The following is a 14,846-nucleotide window of genomic DNA, read 5'->3' on the forward strand; positions in this document are numbered from 1 at the left end:
CCGAAGCGCGGTCATCCCGCGCAGATGGATCCGACCGCCTCGGTGAGCACGGTAAGCCCGTGGTCGATCTCGTCGTCGGAGACGGTCAGCGGCGGCATCAGTTTGATGACCTCGTCCTCCGACCCCGAGGTCTCGACCAGCAGTCCGCGCTCGAAGGCGATCCTGCACACCTTCGCGGCCCGCGACGCCTCCTCGAAGACGAGACCGTGCACCAGTCCGCGCCCCCTGGTGGAAAGACCGCTGTGCGCGCCCGCCACATCGGCCAGCGCGGCACGCACCCGTTCCCCCTTGGCGAGGGTCGAGGATTCCAGCGCACCGTCGGACCAGTAGTGCTCCAGCGCGACCCGCGCGGTGACGAAGGCCGCGTTGTTACCGCGGAAGGTTCCGTTGTGCTCGCCGGGCGTCCACTGGTCCAGTTCGGGCCGGAACAGCACCAGCGCCATCGGCAACCCGTAGCCGCCGATCGACTTGGACAGTGTGACGATATCCGGGGTGATTCCGGCGACTTCGAACGAGAAGAACGGCCCGGTACGTCCGCACCCCATCTGCACGTCGTCGACGATCAGCAGAATTCCGCGCGCCGAGCACAGTTCGGCGAGGCTGCGCAGCCAGTCGGCGCGAGCGACGTTCACCCCGCCCTCGCCCTGCACCGTCTCCACGATGACCGCAGCGGGTTTGTCCAGGCCGGAGGAGGAGTCGTCCAGGGCACGGCGCATCCATCGCAATTCGGATTCGTCGCCGAGGTAGCCGTCGTAGGGCATCGACGCCACGTGGACCAGCGGCACCCCCGCGCCCGCGCGTTTGGCCGCGTTGCCCGTCACCGCGAGCGCGCCGAGGGACATGCCGTGGAAGGCGTTGGTGAAATTGAGGACCGACTGCCGCCCGGTGATCTTGCGCGCCAGTTTGAGCGCGGCCTCGACGGCGTTGGCGCCGGTCGGGCCGGGGAATTGGACCTTGTAGTCCAGGCCGCGCGGCGCGAGGACCAGGTCGCGCAGCGATTCGAGCAGGGCGCGTTTGGCGACGGTCGACATGTCGAGCGCGTGCGTGATGCCGTCGGCCATGATGTAGTCGATCAGCGCCCGCTTCATGACCGGGTTGTTGTGCCCGTAGTTCAGCGAGCCCGCTCCCGCGAAGAAATCCAGGTAGTCGCGACCCTGTTCGTCACGCAACCAACTGCCGCTGGCGGTGTCGAAAACGGTGGGCCAGGATCTGCAGTAACCGCGAACATTCGATTCGAGTGTTTCGAAAACGGCCATCTCGGCGACAGTCATCGGCGACCCTTCCTGTCGTGACGAGCGGTTTGTGCCTTGTCAGAGCGGCGGGGGCGCCAATCTGAAGTGACTGTGTTTCTAACACTGACGCGTCAGGTGTGCAGCAGTTTTCGAAAAGACGCGCGGAATCCTTCCGCGTGTCCGCGTCGCCGCACTAGAGTTGACTCCTTGTGCGCGGCGGTGCTGAGGGGGTGGAATGGCTTGCCGTGGCCATGCGCGCCCGGCGAACGGCGCGGGTGTACCAACAACTCGCCGTCGCCGGATTCCGCCGCCAGTCCCAATACAAGTTGGCGATGTTCGCCGGCCTGTTCACCAATTGCGTGTTCGGGCTGGTCCGTGCTGCGGTGATGGTGGCGGCCGTACGGGCCGCGGGCGATTTCGGCGGTTACGACGAAGGCTCGATCGGCGCCTACGTCTGGCTGTCACAAGCCCTGCTCGGCGCGATGCAATTCATGGGTCCGCCACTGGAATTGGTGGACCGGGTCAAGAACGGCGATATCGCGGTCGACTTCCTGCGCCCGGTCGACGTTCAACTGTCCTATCTCGCCACCGATCTCGGACGGGCCGCATGCACATTGATCCCCCGGGGCATACCGAGCGTCGTCTTCGGCTATCTCACTTTCGGACTCGCGATGCCGCATTCGCCATGGCCGTATCTGCTCGGCGCGATCTCGGTGTTACTCGCGGTGGCCCTGTCGTTCCTGTCGTTATTCGCTGTTGGCCTGATCGGTTTCTGGGTGGTGGAGACCCGTGGCATACGGGTGCTATACCAGATTTGCGGCACGTTTCTGGCCGGGCTGTTCGTGCCGGTCCACATGTTCCCGGAATGGCTGCGCACCCTCGCGCACGCCACCCCGTTCCCCTCGATCCTGCAGGCGCCGATCGATATCCTCTCCGGTCGCGTCCTCGACTCGGAGGCGATCGGGGTCGTTGCCACGCAGGTGGTTTGGGTGGTGCTGATCGGCATCGCGGGTCGGATACTACTGGCGGCGGGCCGCCGCAGGCTGGAGGTGCAGGGTGGCTGAACTTCCGCTGGTGAGTACACCGGCAGGCACCCTCCTCACCCCGTACATCGCGGTGCTGCGCTCACGCATGCGCGCCCAGCAGTCCTACAGATTGTCCTTCGCCAGTGAGGTTTTCAGCGCTTTCCTGATCGGGCTGATCGAATTCGCCGAAGTCTGGGTCATCTTCCACACCGTGAAAGTGCTCGGCGGCCTCGATCTCGATGCTGCGCTGCTGCTTTTCGGCCTGAGCAACACCACCTTCGCGCTGGCACAGGTCATGGTCGGCCACCTCGATTCCCTGCCGACGCTGATCCGGCTCGGCACCCTCGACGCCTTCCACCTGCGCCCGCAACCGCTGCTGCTGCAACTCATCACCAGCGATATCTCCTTGCGCCGCCTCGCGCGCGCCGCCGTCGCGATCGCGGTGCTGACACTCGGGCTGATGCGCAACGATATCGACTGGGGGCCTGCCGCTGTCGTCCTTCTCGCGATCACCCTGATCGGCGGGATCCTGATCTTCGGCGGGATCTTCGTCTGCGCGGCCGGACTGCAATTCTTCCTGATCGACGGCGCCGAACTGACGAACAGCTTCACCTACGGTGGCTCGTTCGCGGCGATGCAACCCGCCTCGGTCTTCCCCCCGCCGCTGAAAATCCTTTTCGGGTTCGCCATCCCGGTGTCGTTCACGGCGTATCTGCCGACCATCTGCCTGCTCGGACTACCCGGTCCACCACTGCTGCCGTCCTGGCTGGCCTGGTGGACCCCGGTCGCGACGATATGGGTTTGGCTGCTCGCACTCTGCTTGTGGCGAATCGGTACTCGGCACTACCAGGGAGGCGGCGGGTAAGCGTGGCGGCCAGCGACTTATCGGACACGATCATCGATATCGAGAATCTGACAAGGGAATTCACCCTCTATCGCCGGAACGGCAAGAAATGGCGCCGTACCCGCGACACCCTCACCGCCGTCGACGGCATGACCTTCCGGATCGAACGCGGCGCCGCCGTCGGCTATATCGGAGCCAACGGCGCGGGCAAATCCACCACCATCAAGATGCTGACCGGAATCCTGGTGCCGACGTCGGGCAGTGTGCGCACCTGCGGATTGGAACCGGTGCGTCAGCGGCGCAGACTCGCCTCGCGTATCGGCGTCGTGTTCGGGCAGCGGTCCCAATTGTGGTGGGATCTGCCACTGCGCGAATCCTTTTCGATCTTGGCCGCCATCCACCGGCTCGACCCGGACATCACGCGCAAACGCACCTACGAGCTGGTCGAACAGCTGGAAATGGCCGAAACGCTCGATACGCCGGTGCGGCAACTGTCGCTCGGGCAGCGGATGCGGGCCGAGGTCGCCGCGGCCCTGCTGCACTCACCGGAATTGGTGATCCTGGACGAACCGACCATCGGTCTGGATGTGCTGTCCAAGCAGCGACTACGTGAATTCCTGCGCGCGGAGCGGGTGGACCGGGGCACCACGCTGCTGCTCACCACCCACGATATGGGCGATATCGAGCGGCTGTGCGATCGCGTCCTCGTGGTCGACCACGGCAGCCTGGTCTACGACGGTTCGCTACCCGGTCTCGGCGCGACGGTCGGCGCGCGCCGCGTACTCGTCGTCGACCTCGCCGAGCCGACCCCCGACCTGCTCGACCTGCCATGCGATGCGGAATTGCTCACCAGCGAAGGCGACGGGATGCGACAACGATTGGCCTTCGACGCGGAGAAGACGACAGCCGCGCGATTACTCGCCGCGGTCTCGGACCGGGCCCAGGTACGGGATCTGTCCATCGAAGAACCCGAAATCGAGGATATCGTCCGGCGGATATACGAATCCGCCCGCTGACGGCGTCAGCGGGCGGATCGGCACTGTCACTCCGGGGCGGGAATCAGGGTTCGCGCGGCCCCTGGTCGAGCCGGAACGGCGGATATTCGTCGCGCAGCAAACCGGCGTAGACCGATACGCGCAGCAGCCATCGGTTGACACCCGTCGAGAAATCGAAAAGCCCCTTCGGATAGACGCCGGTGAACAGCAGACCGATCACCGCGAGCACCGCGAGCACTCCGAGCAGTGACGGCCAAGACACCGTGTAGTCGTCGGAGACGGTCGTGTATCCGCCGACGAAGACCATGGTCACCAGGTAGTGCGGAATGGCCAGCAACCACGACTTGACCAGGACCAATCCACGATGCAGCCGCTCGGGATAATCGACCTCGAGATCCGCGGGATAGTTCGGGTCGGAGGCGAGGGTGAACGGCGGATATCTATCCGTGCCGAGCGGCGACCAGGCATAGAAGCCGACGCGCCAGCCCCAGCGCAGCACACCGATCGAGTAATCGAAGAGCCCGCGCGGGTACTTCCCGGTGAACAGGATCGCGAAGAACGCGATCACGGTCACGACGAACCATCCGATATGCAGGAAGAACAGCACAATATAGTGCGGAATGGCCAGTATCCATTTGACCAGCCACATCCATCGCGACAACGCGGGATCCAGATCCCCCCTGACGCGAACCGGATTCGCGGAACTGACCGGCTTCTCGAGTTCCATTTCCATGATCGACGCTCCTTCCGGGCTTCGATGCGGCGGCAAACCGTAGAACGATAGTCGGATTGTCCCGTATCGGAGAAATGTCCCGACCACGATCCGATACCGACATGCCAACGATCGAAACGTCGTCATCGATATTTCCGAGGACTCCGGTCACTCGCGATGGATCACCGCCGAGTGCACGGATGTACGCCGCACAACCGGTCAGTCGGGGGCCTGATCGGTCGTCGAATACAGGCTCACCTCACCGCTTTCGCTCAGGAAGGCGTTGACCAGCATCACCCGATTGGCCGCGAGCTGTTCGCGGTCCGGCGCCGCGGTGGTGATATCGATCTGCGGAATCGTCGCCCAGTTCACCACGTACCGCTCGGGCGGACCGTCGTCGTCGGACAGCCGCGCCAGCCGGAAGACCGACACCGTCTTGCGTTCGATGAGGATGCGCACCACCTCGGCGATTCGCTCCGGGTCTTCCAGTGCGAACAGGAAGCCGAAAGTCAGCTCGGGTGAGGACACATAGGCGGGCACGAATACCGAGGCTAGCCGATCGCGGACCGGTCCGCAGCCGCCCCGCCGCCGGGATTGCCGCGCATGCGCTGGCATTCGCTCCCCCGGAAACTCGCTACCGAAGCTCAGGAAATCCCGTCGACGTATCCGAATCGTAACGGACCATAACGATTTCCGCCGCACGCGAGATTCTTACGGCATATGGTTGCGCGGCCGACGGCCGTCGCGCTTTCCTGAAAGAGTCCCGATATTCGGGCCGCCTTTCTCATCGCATCGTCGCGGATTTCCCGGTTGCTTCACCGTGCGGTGAACCGTGCGAGAGACGGCCCGCGCGGGACTACGCCGGAGCCGAGGGATCGCCCCTCCCCGAAATCTCCCTCGGCCCTGGCGTATCCATGCTCGGATCATCACCTCAGGGGCTGCGCCATGGCAACCGAATTCACCGAGAACCGCATCGTCGCAGGCGAATTGCCGACCCGATCGGCGCTGTTGCGCACCTTCCGCATGCCGGGCGATCCCCGACTGCGCGGACACCGGGTACTGGAGGCGGCCGGCGAACTGGTGGAATGCCACGAGAGCAGGCAGCGCGCGCTGCGAACCGCGCGCCGCCCCGGCGCGTCGAGCGGACGGGTCGCCGCGTGCGCCCAGCAGGTGGACGATATCGACCATCGCAGGGCCGAACTCGTCGGGCGGATCGATCGGTGGGTCGCGACGAATGTCGCCCACCGCGGTGGCGCGTCGCTGCATACCGAGACACTGGGCTCGGTGATCGACCGCCTCGCGGCGAAATGGATTGTGGCACAACAGGCTGTCGGCCCGAGGGCGTCGATCGACGCACCGCGTCCGCTGCGGACGGACGGTATCGCCCACCTGGAATGGACCAGATTGGCCGAATTGGCAGACGGCTACCAGGATCTGATCACCGACGTGACCGAACACCGTCGAAGGCTGCCGGTCTGGTGACCGGCAGCCTTCGGCTGGACTATCGGCGATCGTCGGTGTCGGGCCGCACGGGTTCCGGATCGACGAGTTCGGTTTCCACGATCTCGGCATCCACGAACGGGGTCGTGCTCGGCGCCTCGTCGACGGTGTCGTCGATGATCGAGGCGTCACCGGTCGCGTCGAGCCCGCTCTCGCGGTCGGCCTCCGCGTCCTTGCGCGCGGCCGCGGCGGCCTCGTTCATCTCGATCGCGTCGGTGATCCACTCGCCGATCTCCCGGGTCACCTCGGCGACGGTGCCCGTGATGATGCCGGCGATATTTCCGACATGACGGGCTCCGGAAGACGTCAATTCCTGAATCAAATCCTTGTTGCTCTCGAATTTCCCGATCATTTACACGCCCACTTCGGTCGCCTTCCGCTGACGCATCACGATAACACCGGGTGAGGGGTCCATCCTGAGCGCAGCGGGCAGGAATTCGGCGATTCCGGATTCGAACAGCGCGGGCGGCAGTGCGAGCTTGAAGATCTTCGACCACACCGAACCGATCTGCTTGCCGAACGAACCGGTGTTGTACGGCAACCCGTACTTCTCGCACAGCTCGCGCACCTCACCCGCGATCTCCGGGTAGCGGTTGGCGGGCAGATCGGGGAACAGGTGATGTTCGATCTGGTGCGACAGATTGCCGGACATGATGTGGAACAGCCTGCTGCCGGTGATATTGGCCGATCCGAGCATCTGCCGGACGTACCACTCGCCCCGAGTCTCCTCGGCGGTCTCGTCCTCGGTGAACGTCTGTACGCCCGAGGGGAAATGCCCGCAGAAGATGATCGAGTAGGCCCAGACGTTGCGCACCAGGTTCGCGGTGACATTGCCCGCCAGCGTGCTCAGGAACAGCGGACCCGACAGCGCGGGGAAGACGACGTAGTCCTTGAGGACCTGTCGTCCGGCCTTGCGCCACTGGCCCTTCAGCAGTGATTTGACCTGGTCCCACGACCGCTTGCCGCGCACGATGTTCTCGACCTCGAGGTCGTGGGCCATCACACCCCACTCGAACAGCATCATCAGCGCGAACGCGTAGACGGGATTGCCCAGCCGCGCGATGTTCCACTCCTGGGCCTGGTCCATCCGCAGGATGCCGTAGCCGATGTCGCGGTCCATGCCGTGGATATTGGTGAAGGTGTGGTGCAGGTAGTTGTGCGAATGCTTCCACTGATCGGCCGGGCAGACCGTATCCCACTCGAACTCGCGGGAATTCAGGTCCGGCTCACGCATCCAGTCGTACTGACCGTGCATGACGTTGTGGCCGATCTCCATATTGTCCAGGATCTTCGACACACTGAGCGCGGCCACCGCGGCCAGCCAGACCGGCGGCAGGAAGCCCAGGTACATCAGGCCGCGGCCCGCGATCTCGAAACCGCGCTGCGCCTTGATGATCGAGTAGATGTATTCGCGGTCGCGTTCGCCGAGGTCGGCGACGACGCGCTCACGCAGTTCGTCGAGCGCCTTGCCCAGTTCTTCGACCTGGTCGGGGCTCAGGACCAGCGGTCCGTCTTTGGTTTCGGTCAGAATGGTCATATTCGAATCCCCTGTCGATTGATTCTCAGATGTCGATCTCGACGTCGCCCACGGGGGCGTTGATGCACAGCTGGATGGGCTGATCCGGATCACTGTCGGTTTCACCGGTCCGCAGGTTGCGGGTGCAACCGGTGCGGCGAACCGCCGTGCAGGAGAAGCAGATACCCATCCGGCAGCCGAACTCCGGGCTGAGTCCGGCGCCCTCGGCCTGTTCGAGCAGACTGGCACCGGTGTTGTCGGCGCTGACCCCGCTGCCGGAGAAGTTCACCGTGCCGTGCGCCGCCTCGCTGTCGACGGGAGCGAGCGCGAGGGTGAACTCCTCGGTGTGCAGCCGGTCGGACACCTGCTCGGCCGCGAAGATCTCGCCCGCCGCGTCCATCAGCCGCTTCGGCCCGCAGACGAAGGTCTGCGCGTCGGCGAACCAGGGCGCTACCCGCACCAGCTCGTCGTAGCCGAAATACCCGCCGCCGCTGACTTCTACACATGCGCCGGTGGCCGCCGAACCGATCGGGTCGGTGGCGCGCCTGCCCGGATAGCGCAGTTCGATGCGGAAGTTGCGGTGCGAGCGCGCGATCGCGTCGAGTTCGGCGCGATGCGGGACGAGAACCGGCGACTTCGCGTAGTGCAGGAAGACCAGTTCGCCCCGATATCCCTTGGCCGCCAGCGTTTGCATCATCGACAGCACCGGCGTGATGCCGCTGCCGCCGCTGATCAGCAGGATCCGGTCGGGACGTGATTCGGGCAGCGCGAACGTACCGTCGGCCGGTGCCAGGTCGACCACCATGCCGACAGCGGCGTTGTGATGCAGGTACTGCGACACCAGCCCGCCCCGGTGGGCCTTGACGGTCAACTGGATGTAGCGCCCGCGCCCGCCCTCGGGATTCACCGGCGAATAGCACCTGGTGTGACGCACACCGTCGATCACCACGCCGATCCGGACGAACTGGCCCGCGGTGTGGCCGCGCCAATGCCGGGTCGGGCGCAGGGTGAGCGTCACCGATCCGGGCGTCGAGCGGCGCACGTGGGTGATCTCGGCCCGCATCTGACGCGCGGTCAGGGTCGGACGGACCAATTCGAGGTAGCGGTCGAGCGGGTGCGGCGTGGTCAGGGTCTGCACCAGATCGATGAGATCCACCATCAGATTCTCCGTGCCTCTCGGGGGCTGCGGCGTGCTCCCACAATTTCAGTGCACGCCTGTACACTCAACTAGTGTGACTGATGAACGGGGTCAGGTGTCAACCGGCAAGTTGTGTGACCCGAACAACATCCTTGGAACGGACGTATGGTGAACGGATGTATGCTCACCGTGATGACTGAGCAGGCAGCGACCAGAAATGAGCGCAAGGAGCGCACCCGGCAGGCCCTGCTGGAGGGCACCCTCGCCCTCGCCTCCGACCGCGGATTCGCCGCGCTCAGCCTGCGCGAGATCGCCCGGTCGGCCGGTATCGTGCCGACGGCTTTCTACCGTCATTTCGATTCACTGGAAGATCTCGGCGCGACCCTGGTCGACGACGGGGTGACCGCGTTGCGGCTGGCGCTGCGTGAGGTACGCCGCAATCCCGACGCGGGCCTGACCGAGACGGTGCGGTTCGTCTTCGATCAGGTCGGCCCCAAACGCGACCTGTTCGGCTTCCTGACCAGGGAACGCCACGGCGGGTCGGCGGTACTGCGCCGCGCCATCGCGACGGAATTGCAGTTGATCGTGCGCGAACTCGTCGCCGATCTCTCGCGCGTGCGCGCGCTGGACGAGTGGAGTCCGCGCGATCTGGAGATCGCCGCCGACCTGCTGGTCTCCACGGTGACCGACGGCATCGCCGCCTATATCTCCGCGTCCTCGCGCGAGGCCCAGCACATCATCGACCGGACCGTCCAGCAGGTCCGTCTGATCTCCCTCGGCATGGGAGCCTGGTCACCGCCGAAACCGCGATAGCGGCGTCGGGCCTCGCGGTCAGGCGGGCGGGTACACCGTCTCGACGGCACGATCCGGTCCACGCACGGGCAGCAGAGCGATCAGCCCGACCGCGAGGACGAGCAGCAGCCCGATGATGCCCGCCCGTTCGGCGTCGAAGAGCCAGACGAAAAGGCCGAACAGAGCGGGGGCGAGGAAAGACGCGGCGCGCCCGGTCGTGGTGTAGAGGCCGAACAACTGACCCTCGCGCCCGGGCGGCGCGATCCTGACCAGGAAGGACCGCGCCGAAGCCTGCGCGGGGCCCACCGACACGGTGAGCAGCAGGCCGAAGACCCAGAACAGCACCGGGCCGGAGACGACGAGCAGAACGGTCCCCCAGACCAGCATCGACGCCAGCGAGACCACGATCACCACCTTGGGCCCGACCCGATCATCGAAACGGCCCGCGATCAGCGCGCCGATCGCGGCGACCACATTGGCGGCGACACCGAACAGCAGCACATCGGCGTCCGCGATGCCGTACACCCGCACGGCCAGTACCGCGCCGAAGGTGAAGACACCAGCCAGGCCGTCCCGGAATACCGCGCTGGCCAGCAGGAAGCCGACCGTGCGCCGGTCCACGGACCACAGTTCGCGCAGATCCCGCCACAACACCCGGTAGGAGCCGAACAATCCGGCCTTGTCCGCACCGGGATCGGCTGTCGTATGCGGTATCTCGGGGACCGAGAGCAGCACGGGCAGGGCGAACACGGCGAACCAGACCGCCGCGAGAATCGCGACGAGGCGGATGTTCAATCCGTCGTCGGTGGGCATCCCGAGCAGTCCCCGGTTGTCGCCGTCGCCGGAGATGAATCCGAAGTAACAGATCAGCAGCAGGAAGATGCCGCCGAAATAGCCCATGGCCCAGCCGAATCCGGAGACCCGCCCGACGGTGGCCGGGGTGGAGACCTGGCGCAGCATGGCGTTGTAGGGCACACCGGCCAGTTCGAACATCGTGGAGCCGAAGGCGAGCAGGACCAGGCCGAGCCACAGGTCGTTGTAGTCGTCGTGCACGAAGAACAGCCCGGTCATCGACAGGATCGTCAGCGCGGTCAGCACGGCGAGCGCGCGTTTGCGGCGGGCGGCGGCGTCGAAGTACTGGCCGCTGATCGGCGCGGTGAGCGCGACGATCACGCCCGCGATGGCGATGGCCCAGCCGAGCCACGAGCTGGCGCTGATCCCGCCGGGCAGATCGTCGCCCACCGTGTCGGTGAGATAGACCGAGAAGACGAAGGTCAGGATGACCGCCTGGAACGCGGACGATCCCCAATCCCACAGCCCCCACGCCACGATCTGCCCGCGCCCGGCGGCCTGCCCAATGGTCGCCTCGGCGTTCACCTCGGTCATGTCGCGCAGCCTAACGGGGATCGGGGCCACGTACGGGGGCAACAACCGAGGACCATGGCGCGCTATGCACCTAATTGCATAGTACCGAGTGTTACGGCTATCCTGTCCGGCATGGCCCTCGAGCACGCGTTGCTGGTATCCCTGACCGAGCGCGCCGGCTCGGGCTACGAGTTGGCGCGGCGCTTCGACAAATCGATCGGCTTCTTCTGGAACGCCACCCACCAGCAGATCTATCGCGTCCTCAAGCGCATGGAGGAATCCGGCTGGCTCGACGGTGTGACGGTGGCCCAGGAGGGCAAGCCCGACAAGAAGGTGTATTCGGTGAACGAGGAGGGCCGCGCCGAATTGTCGCGCTGGATCGCCGAACCCACCGATACCGATCTGCCGCGCAGCGAACTCGGCGTGAAGATCCGCGCCGCCGCCCACGGCGATATCGCCGCGTTGTGCACCGAGGTCAACCGGCACCGCGACCAGCACGCCCAGCGACTCGAGGTGTATCTGCGCATCGAGAAGAACGACTTTCCCGCGCCGGAACAGCTCACCGGCACCACCCTGCACCAATACCTGGTCCTGCGCGGTGGGATTCGCGTGGAATCCGGATTCGTCGAATGGTGCGACGAAGTCCTGCAAGCCCTACGACCGGTTGCGTCAGCCCCGCACCCGGAGTGACGGAGAAAGAGTGAGATGACCTCCTTCCCCCACCTGTTCGAACCGCTCGACCTCGGTTTCACCACGCTGCGCAATCGCGTGGTGATGGGGTCGATGCATACCGGCCTGGAGGACCGCGCCTGGGATACCGCCAAATTGGCGGCCTATTTCGCCGAACGCGCGAAAGGCGGTGTCGGACTCATCATCACCGGTGGCTACGCGCCCAATCGCACCGGCTGGTTGCTGCCCTTCGCCGCGAAGCTGACCAGCAGGAACGAGGCCTACCGGCATCGCAGGATCACCCGGGCGGTGCACGACGCGGGCGGCAAGATCGCCATCCAGATCCTGCACGCGGGCCGCTACTCGTATATGCCAGGAAGCGTGTCGGCGTCCTCGATCAAAGCGCCGATCAATCCGCTGCGGCCACGCGCGCTCTCGGGCAGAGGCGTCGAACGGACCATCGACGATTACGCGCGCTGCGCCGCGCTGGCGAAATTCGCCGGCTACGACGGCTGCGAGATCATGGGCGGTGAAGGCTATTTCATCAACCAGTTCCTCGCCCCGCGCACCAACAAACGCAACGACAAATGGGGCGGGTCGCCGGAGAATCGGCGTCGGCTCGCCGTGGAGATCGTGCGCAGGACCCGGGCGGCGGTCGGCCCGGAATTCATCATCGTGTTCCGGCTGTCCATGGCGGAATTGGTGGAGGACGGCCAGACCTTCGACGAGATCGTCGCCCTCGCCCAGGAACTCGAAGCCGCGGGCGCGAATATCCTCAACACCGATATCGGCTGGCACGAGGCCAGGGTGCCGACCATCGTGACCTCGGTGCCGCGCGCGGCCTTCGTGGAATTCACGGCCAAGATCGCCCAGCGGGTGAACATCCCGGTCTGCGCCTCCAACCGCATCAATATGCCCGAAGTCGCCGAGGAGATCCTGACCAGGGGTGACGCCCAACTCGTCTCCCTGGCCCGGCCGTTGCTCACCGACCCGGAATGGGCGAACAAGGCGGCGGGCGACCGCGTCGACGAGATCAACACCTGTATCGCCTGCAACCAGGCCTGCCTGGATCACGCGTTCAGCCGCAAGACCGTCTCCTGCCTGCTCAATCCGCGCGCCGGACACGAAACCGAACTCGTCCTGCTGCCGACCCGGCGCACCAAACGCGTCGCCGTCGTCGGCGCGGGACCGGCCGGACTCTCGGCGGCGGTCAACCTCGCCGAACGGGGTCACCGGGTCGATCTCTTCGAAGCCGACGACAAGATCGGCGGCCAATTCGATATCGCCCGCCGCATCCCCGGCAAGGAAGAATTCTCCGAGTCGATCCGGTACTACCAGCGGATGCTGGAGATCACCGGCGTGCACGTCCACCTCGGGAAACGGGTGAGCGCCGAGGAACTCCTCGCGGGCGGCTACGACGACATCGTGCTCGCCACCGGTGTGCGACCGCGTATCCCGGATATCCCCGGCATCGATCACCCGATGGTGCTGTCCTACGCCGAACTGGTGCGCGACGGCCGTCCGGTCGGCAAACGGGTCGCGGTCATCGGCGCGGGCGGCATCGGGTACGACGTGAGCGAATTCCTCACCGTCGAAGGACATCCGACACTCAAACTCGACGAGTGGAAAGAGGAATGGGGCGTCACCTCCGACGACGAACAGGTCCGCGGCCAGCTCACCACCCCCAAACCCGCTCCCGCCGCGCGCGAAGTGGTGCTGCTGCAACGCAAGTCGACACCGTTCGGCAAGGATCTCGGTAAGACGTCGGGCTGGGTGCACCGGGCCGCGCTGAAGGCCAAGGGCGTCGAGCACGTCGGCGACGTCAACTACGAACGTATCGACGACAGCGGCCTGCACATCAGTTTCGGCGAGAAACGCGCACGCCCGCAACTGATCCCGGTCGACAATGTGATCGTCTGCGCGGGCCAGGAATCGGTACGCGACCTCGAGGAGCCGCTGCGCGCGGCCGGTGTCGCCATCCATCTGATCGGCGGCGCGGAACTGGCGGCCGAACTCGACGCCAAGCGAGCAATCGACCAGGGCACCAGGTTGGCGGCACGCATTTGACGTCCACCCCAGCCTGGACCAGGGGATTCCGGTCCACGCTGATCAGGCCGCGCTCCCGGTGGGTTCCTGCGTGGCGGGATCACGCGGGCGTCCCGTTACCTGCGAACGTGCCCGCGCCCCCATCGCCTAGGCTCGCAGCGTGAGCCTGCCTTCCCCCTCTTCCGAGAACCGCGCGGTCGTCACCGGCGCGTCGTCCGGTATCGGCACCGCCCTCGCCACCGAACTCGCGGCGCGCGGATATTCGCTGATCCTCGTCGCACGGCGAGGTGAACTGCTCGACAAACTGGCGCAGCGGCTCACCTCGGCACACGGAATCACCGCCGAGGTGCGCGCGGTCGACCTCTCGGACCGGGCCCAGCGCGGGCCGCTCGCCGAGGAGCTCGCGGCGCGCGATATCGCCGTGCTGTGCAACAACGCGGGTGTGGCGACCTTCGGCGCGGTCGCCGACCTCGATCCGGCGTTCGAGCGTTCGGTGATGGAACTCAACGCGGTCGCGGTGCACGATCTCACCCTCGCCGTCCTGCCCGGCATGATCGAACGCGGTGGCGGTGGCATCCTCATCACCGGCTCGGCGGCCGGGAACATGCCGATCCCGAACAACACGACCTACGCGGCGAGCAAGGCCTTCGCCAACAGTTTCTCCGAATCGCTGCGCGGTGAGCTGCGCGGCAGCGGCGTCAACGTCACCTTGCTCGCCCCGGGCCCGGTGCGCACCGACAATCCCGAGCAGACCGAGGCGTTCGTCTCCGACAACAAGGTGCCCGAATTCATCTGGGTCTCGGCCGAATACACCGCGAAACTGTCGCTGGACGCCCTGGCGCGCAACAAGATGCGCGTCGTCCCGGGACTGCTCGGCAAGGGCATGAGCGTCGCGGGACAGTTCGCGCCGCGCGCGCTGTCCGCGCCGATCGCGGGTGCGCTCTACAAACGACTGGGCAACTGACCGCGCCCCGGTCAAGAACCCGTCAAGAACGGTTCGCCGCCGGTCAGG

15 protein-coding genes are annotated in these 14,846 nt (G+C 65.8%); 8 read left to right on the forward strand and 7 right to left on the reverse strand.

The features are described 5' to 3' along the window. Positions 1 to 11: 11 nt before the first annotated feature. Entirely contained in the window at positions 12 to 1,271 is a 1,260-nt protein-coding gene (gene ectB, locus DAT37_RS07460) for a diaminobutyrate--2-oxoglutarate transaminase (protein ID WP_109523914.1), read from the reverse strand. Between the two features lie 191 nt (positions 1,272 to 1,462). Here ectB and DAT37_RS07465 point away from each other — a divergent pair, with 191 nt between their 5' ends. Genes DAT37_RS07465 through DAT37_RS07475 form a run of 3 tightly spaced genes read left to right on the forward strand, consistent with a single transcriptional unit; the run spans position 1,463 to position 4,117 of the window. Then, the gene (locus DAT37_RS07465) at positions 1,463 to 2,296 is read left to right on the forward strand and encodes an ABC transporter permease (RefSeq protein WP_232839569.1); all 834 of its coding nucleotides are present in this window, start codon (positions 1,463 to 1,465) and stop codon (positions 2,294 to 2,296) included. 10 nt (positions 2,297 to 2,306) lie between these two features. Continuing rightward, positions 2,307 to 3,122 carry an ABC transporter permease gene (locus DAT37_RS07470; RefSeq protein WP_332873270.1) on the forward strand — a complete coding sequence of 272 codons (816 nt, stop codon included), beginning with the start codon at positions 2,307 to 2,309 and terminating at the stop codon, positions 3,120 to 3,122. Between the two features lie 2 nt (positions 3,123 to 3,124). Continuing rightward, positions 3,125 to 4,117 (forward strand): ABC transporter ATP-binding protein, encoded by a 993-nt coding sequence (locus DAT37_RS07475; protein WP_232839570.1) that lies wholly within the window; start codon positions 3,125 to 3,127, stop codon positions 4,115 to 4,117. Positions 4,118 to 4,160: 43 nt separating this feature from the next. On the opposite strand, the gene DAT37_RS07480 is transcribed toward DAT37_RS07475, so the two are convergent. Together DAT37_RS07480 and DAT37_RS07485 are read right to left on the reverse strand one after the other, a co-directional pair. After that, positions 4,161 to 4,829 carry a DUF4389 domain-containing protein gene (locus DAT37_RS07480; RefSeq protein ID WP_109523917.1) on the reverse strand — a complete coding sequence of 223 codons (669 nt, stop codon included), beginning with the start codon at positions 4,827 to 4,829 and terminating at the stop codon, positions 4,161 to 4,163. A 198-nt stretch (positions 4,830 to 5,027) separates the two neighbouring features. Beyond that, complete coding sequence (locus DAT37_RS07485; protein WP_109523918.1) at positions 5,028 to 5,348, reverse strand: hypothetical protein; 321 nt, start codon at positions 5,346 to 5,348, stop codon at positions 5,028 to 5,030. Between the two features lie 405 nt (positions 5,349 to 5,753). Here DAT37_RS07485 and DAT37_RS07490 point away from each other — a divergent pair, with 405 nt between their 5' ends. Further along, on the forward strand, positions 5,754 to 6,290 hold the full coding sequence (locus DAT37_RS07490) for a DUF4254 domain-containing protein (RefSeq protein WP_109523919.1): 537 nt from the start codon (positions 5,754 to 5,756) through the stop codon (positions 6,288 to 6,290). A 19-nt stretch (positions 6,291 to 6,309) separates the two neighbouring features. Here DAT37_RS07490 and DAT37_RS07495 read toward each other — a convergent pair whose 3' ends face one another. The 3 genes from DAT37_RS07495 to DAT37_RS07505 are packed head-to-tail and all read right to left on the reverse strand — an operon-like array spanning position 6,310 to position 8,983. Then, positions 6,310 to 6,660, reverse strand: a complete 351-nt coding sequence (locus DAT37_RS07495) for a hypothetical protein (protein ID WP_109523920.1) — start codon at positions 6,658 to 6,660, stop codon at positions 6,310 to 6,312. Then, positions 6,661 to 7,845 (reverse strand): fatty acid desaturase family protein, encoded by a 1,185-nt coding sequence (locus tag DAT37_RS07500; RefSeq protein WP_109523921.1) that lies wholly within the window; start codon positions 7,843 to 7,845, stop codon positions 6,661 to 6,663. Between the two features lie 25 nt (positions 7,846 to 7,870). Beyond that, positions 7,871 to 8,983, reverse strand: coding sequence for a ferredoxin reductase (locus tag DAT37_RS07505; RefSeq protein ID WP_109523922.1), 1,113 nt, complete (start codon positions 8,981 to 8,983; stop codon positions 7,871 to 7,873). A 171-nt stretch (positions 8,984 to 9,154) separates the two neighbouring features. Between DAT37_RS07505 and DAT37_RS07510 the strand changes: the two genes are divergently transcribed. Further along, complete coding sequence (locus DAT37_RS07510; protein WP_109524016.1) at positions 9,155 to 9,775, forward strand: TetR family transcriptional regulator; 621 nt, start codon at positions 9,155 to 9,157, stop codon at positions 9,773 to 9,775. Between the two features lie 18 nt (positions 9,776 to 9,793). Here DAT37_RS07510 and DAT37_RS07515 read toward each other — a convergent pair whose 3' ends face one another. Further along, positions 9,794 to 11,140 carry an MFS transporter gene (locus DAT37_RS07515; protein ID WP_109523923.1) on the reverse strand — a complete coding sequence of 449 codons (1,347 nt, stop codon included), beginning with the start codon at positions 11,138 to 11,140 and terminating at the stop codon, positions 9,794 to 9,796. 111 nt (positions 11,141 to 11,251) lie between these two features. Here DAT37_RS07515 and DAT37_RS07520 point away from each other — a divergent pair, with 111 nt between their 5' ends. From DAT37_RS07520 to cmrA, 3 genes are all read left to right on the forward strand, one after another. After that, positions 11,252 to 11,809, forward strand: a complete 558-nt coding sequence (locus DAT37_RS07520; RefSeq protein ID WP_109523924.1) for a PadR family transcriptional regulator — start codon at positions 11,252 to 11,254, stop codon at positions 11,807 to 11,809. Positions 11,810 to 11,824: 15 nt separating this feature from the next. Continuing rightward, entirely contained in the window at positions 11,825 to 13,855 is a 2,031-nt protein-coding gene (locus DAT37_RS07525) for an NADPH-dependent 2,4-dienoyl-CoA reductase (protein WP_109523925.1), read from the forward strand. Positions 13,856 to 13,994: 139 nt separating this feature from the next. Beyond that, a complete protein-coding gene (gene cmrA / locus DAT37_RS07530; RefSeq protein ID WP_109523926.1) occupies positions 13,995 to 14,798 on the forward strand; it encodes a mycolate reductase in 804 nt (267 codons plus the stop codon). Positions 14,799 to 14,846: the final 48 nt, after the last annotated feature.

The sequence above is a fragment of the Nocardia aurea genome, assembly GCF_003123685.1.
Classification (GTDB): Bacteria; Actinomycetota; Actinomycetes; order Mycobacteriales; family Mycobacteriaceae; genus Nocardia; species Nocardia aurea.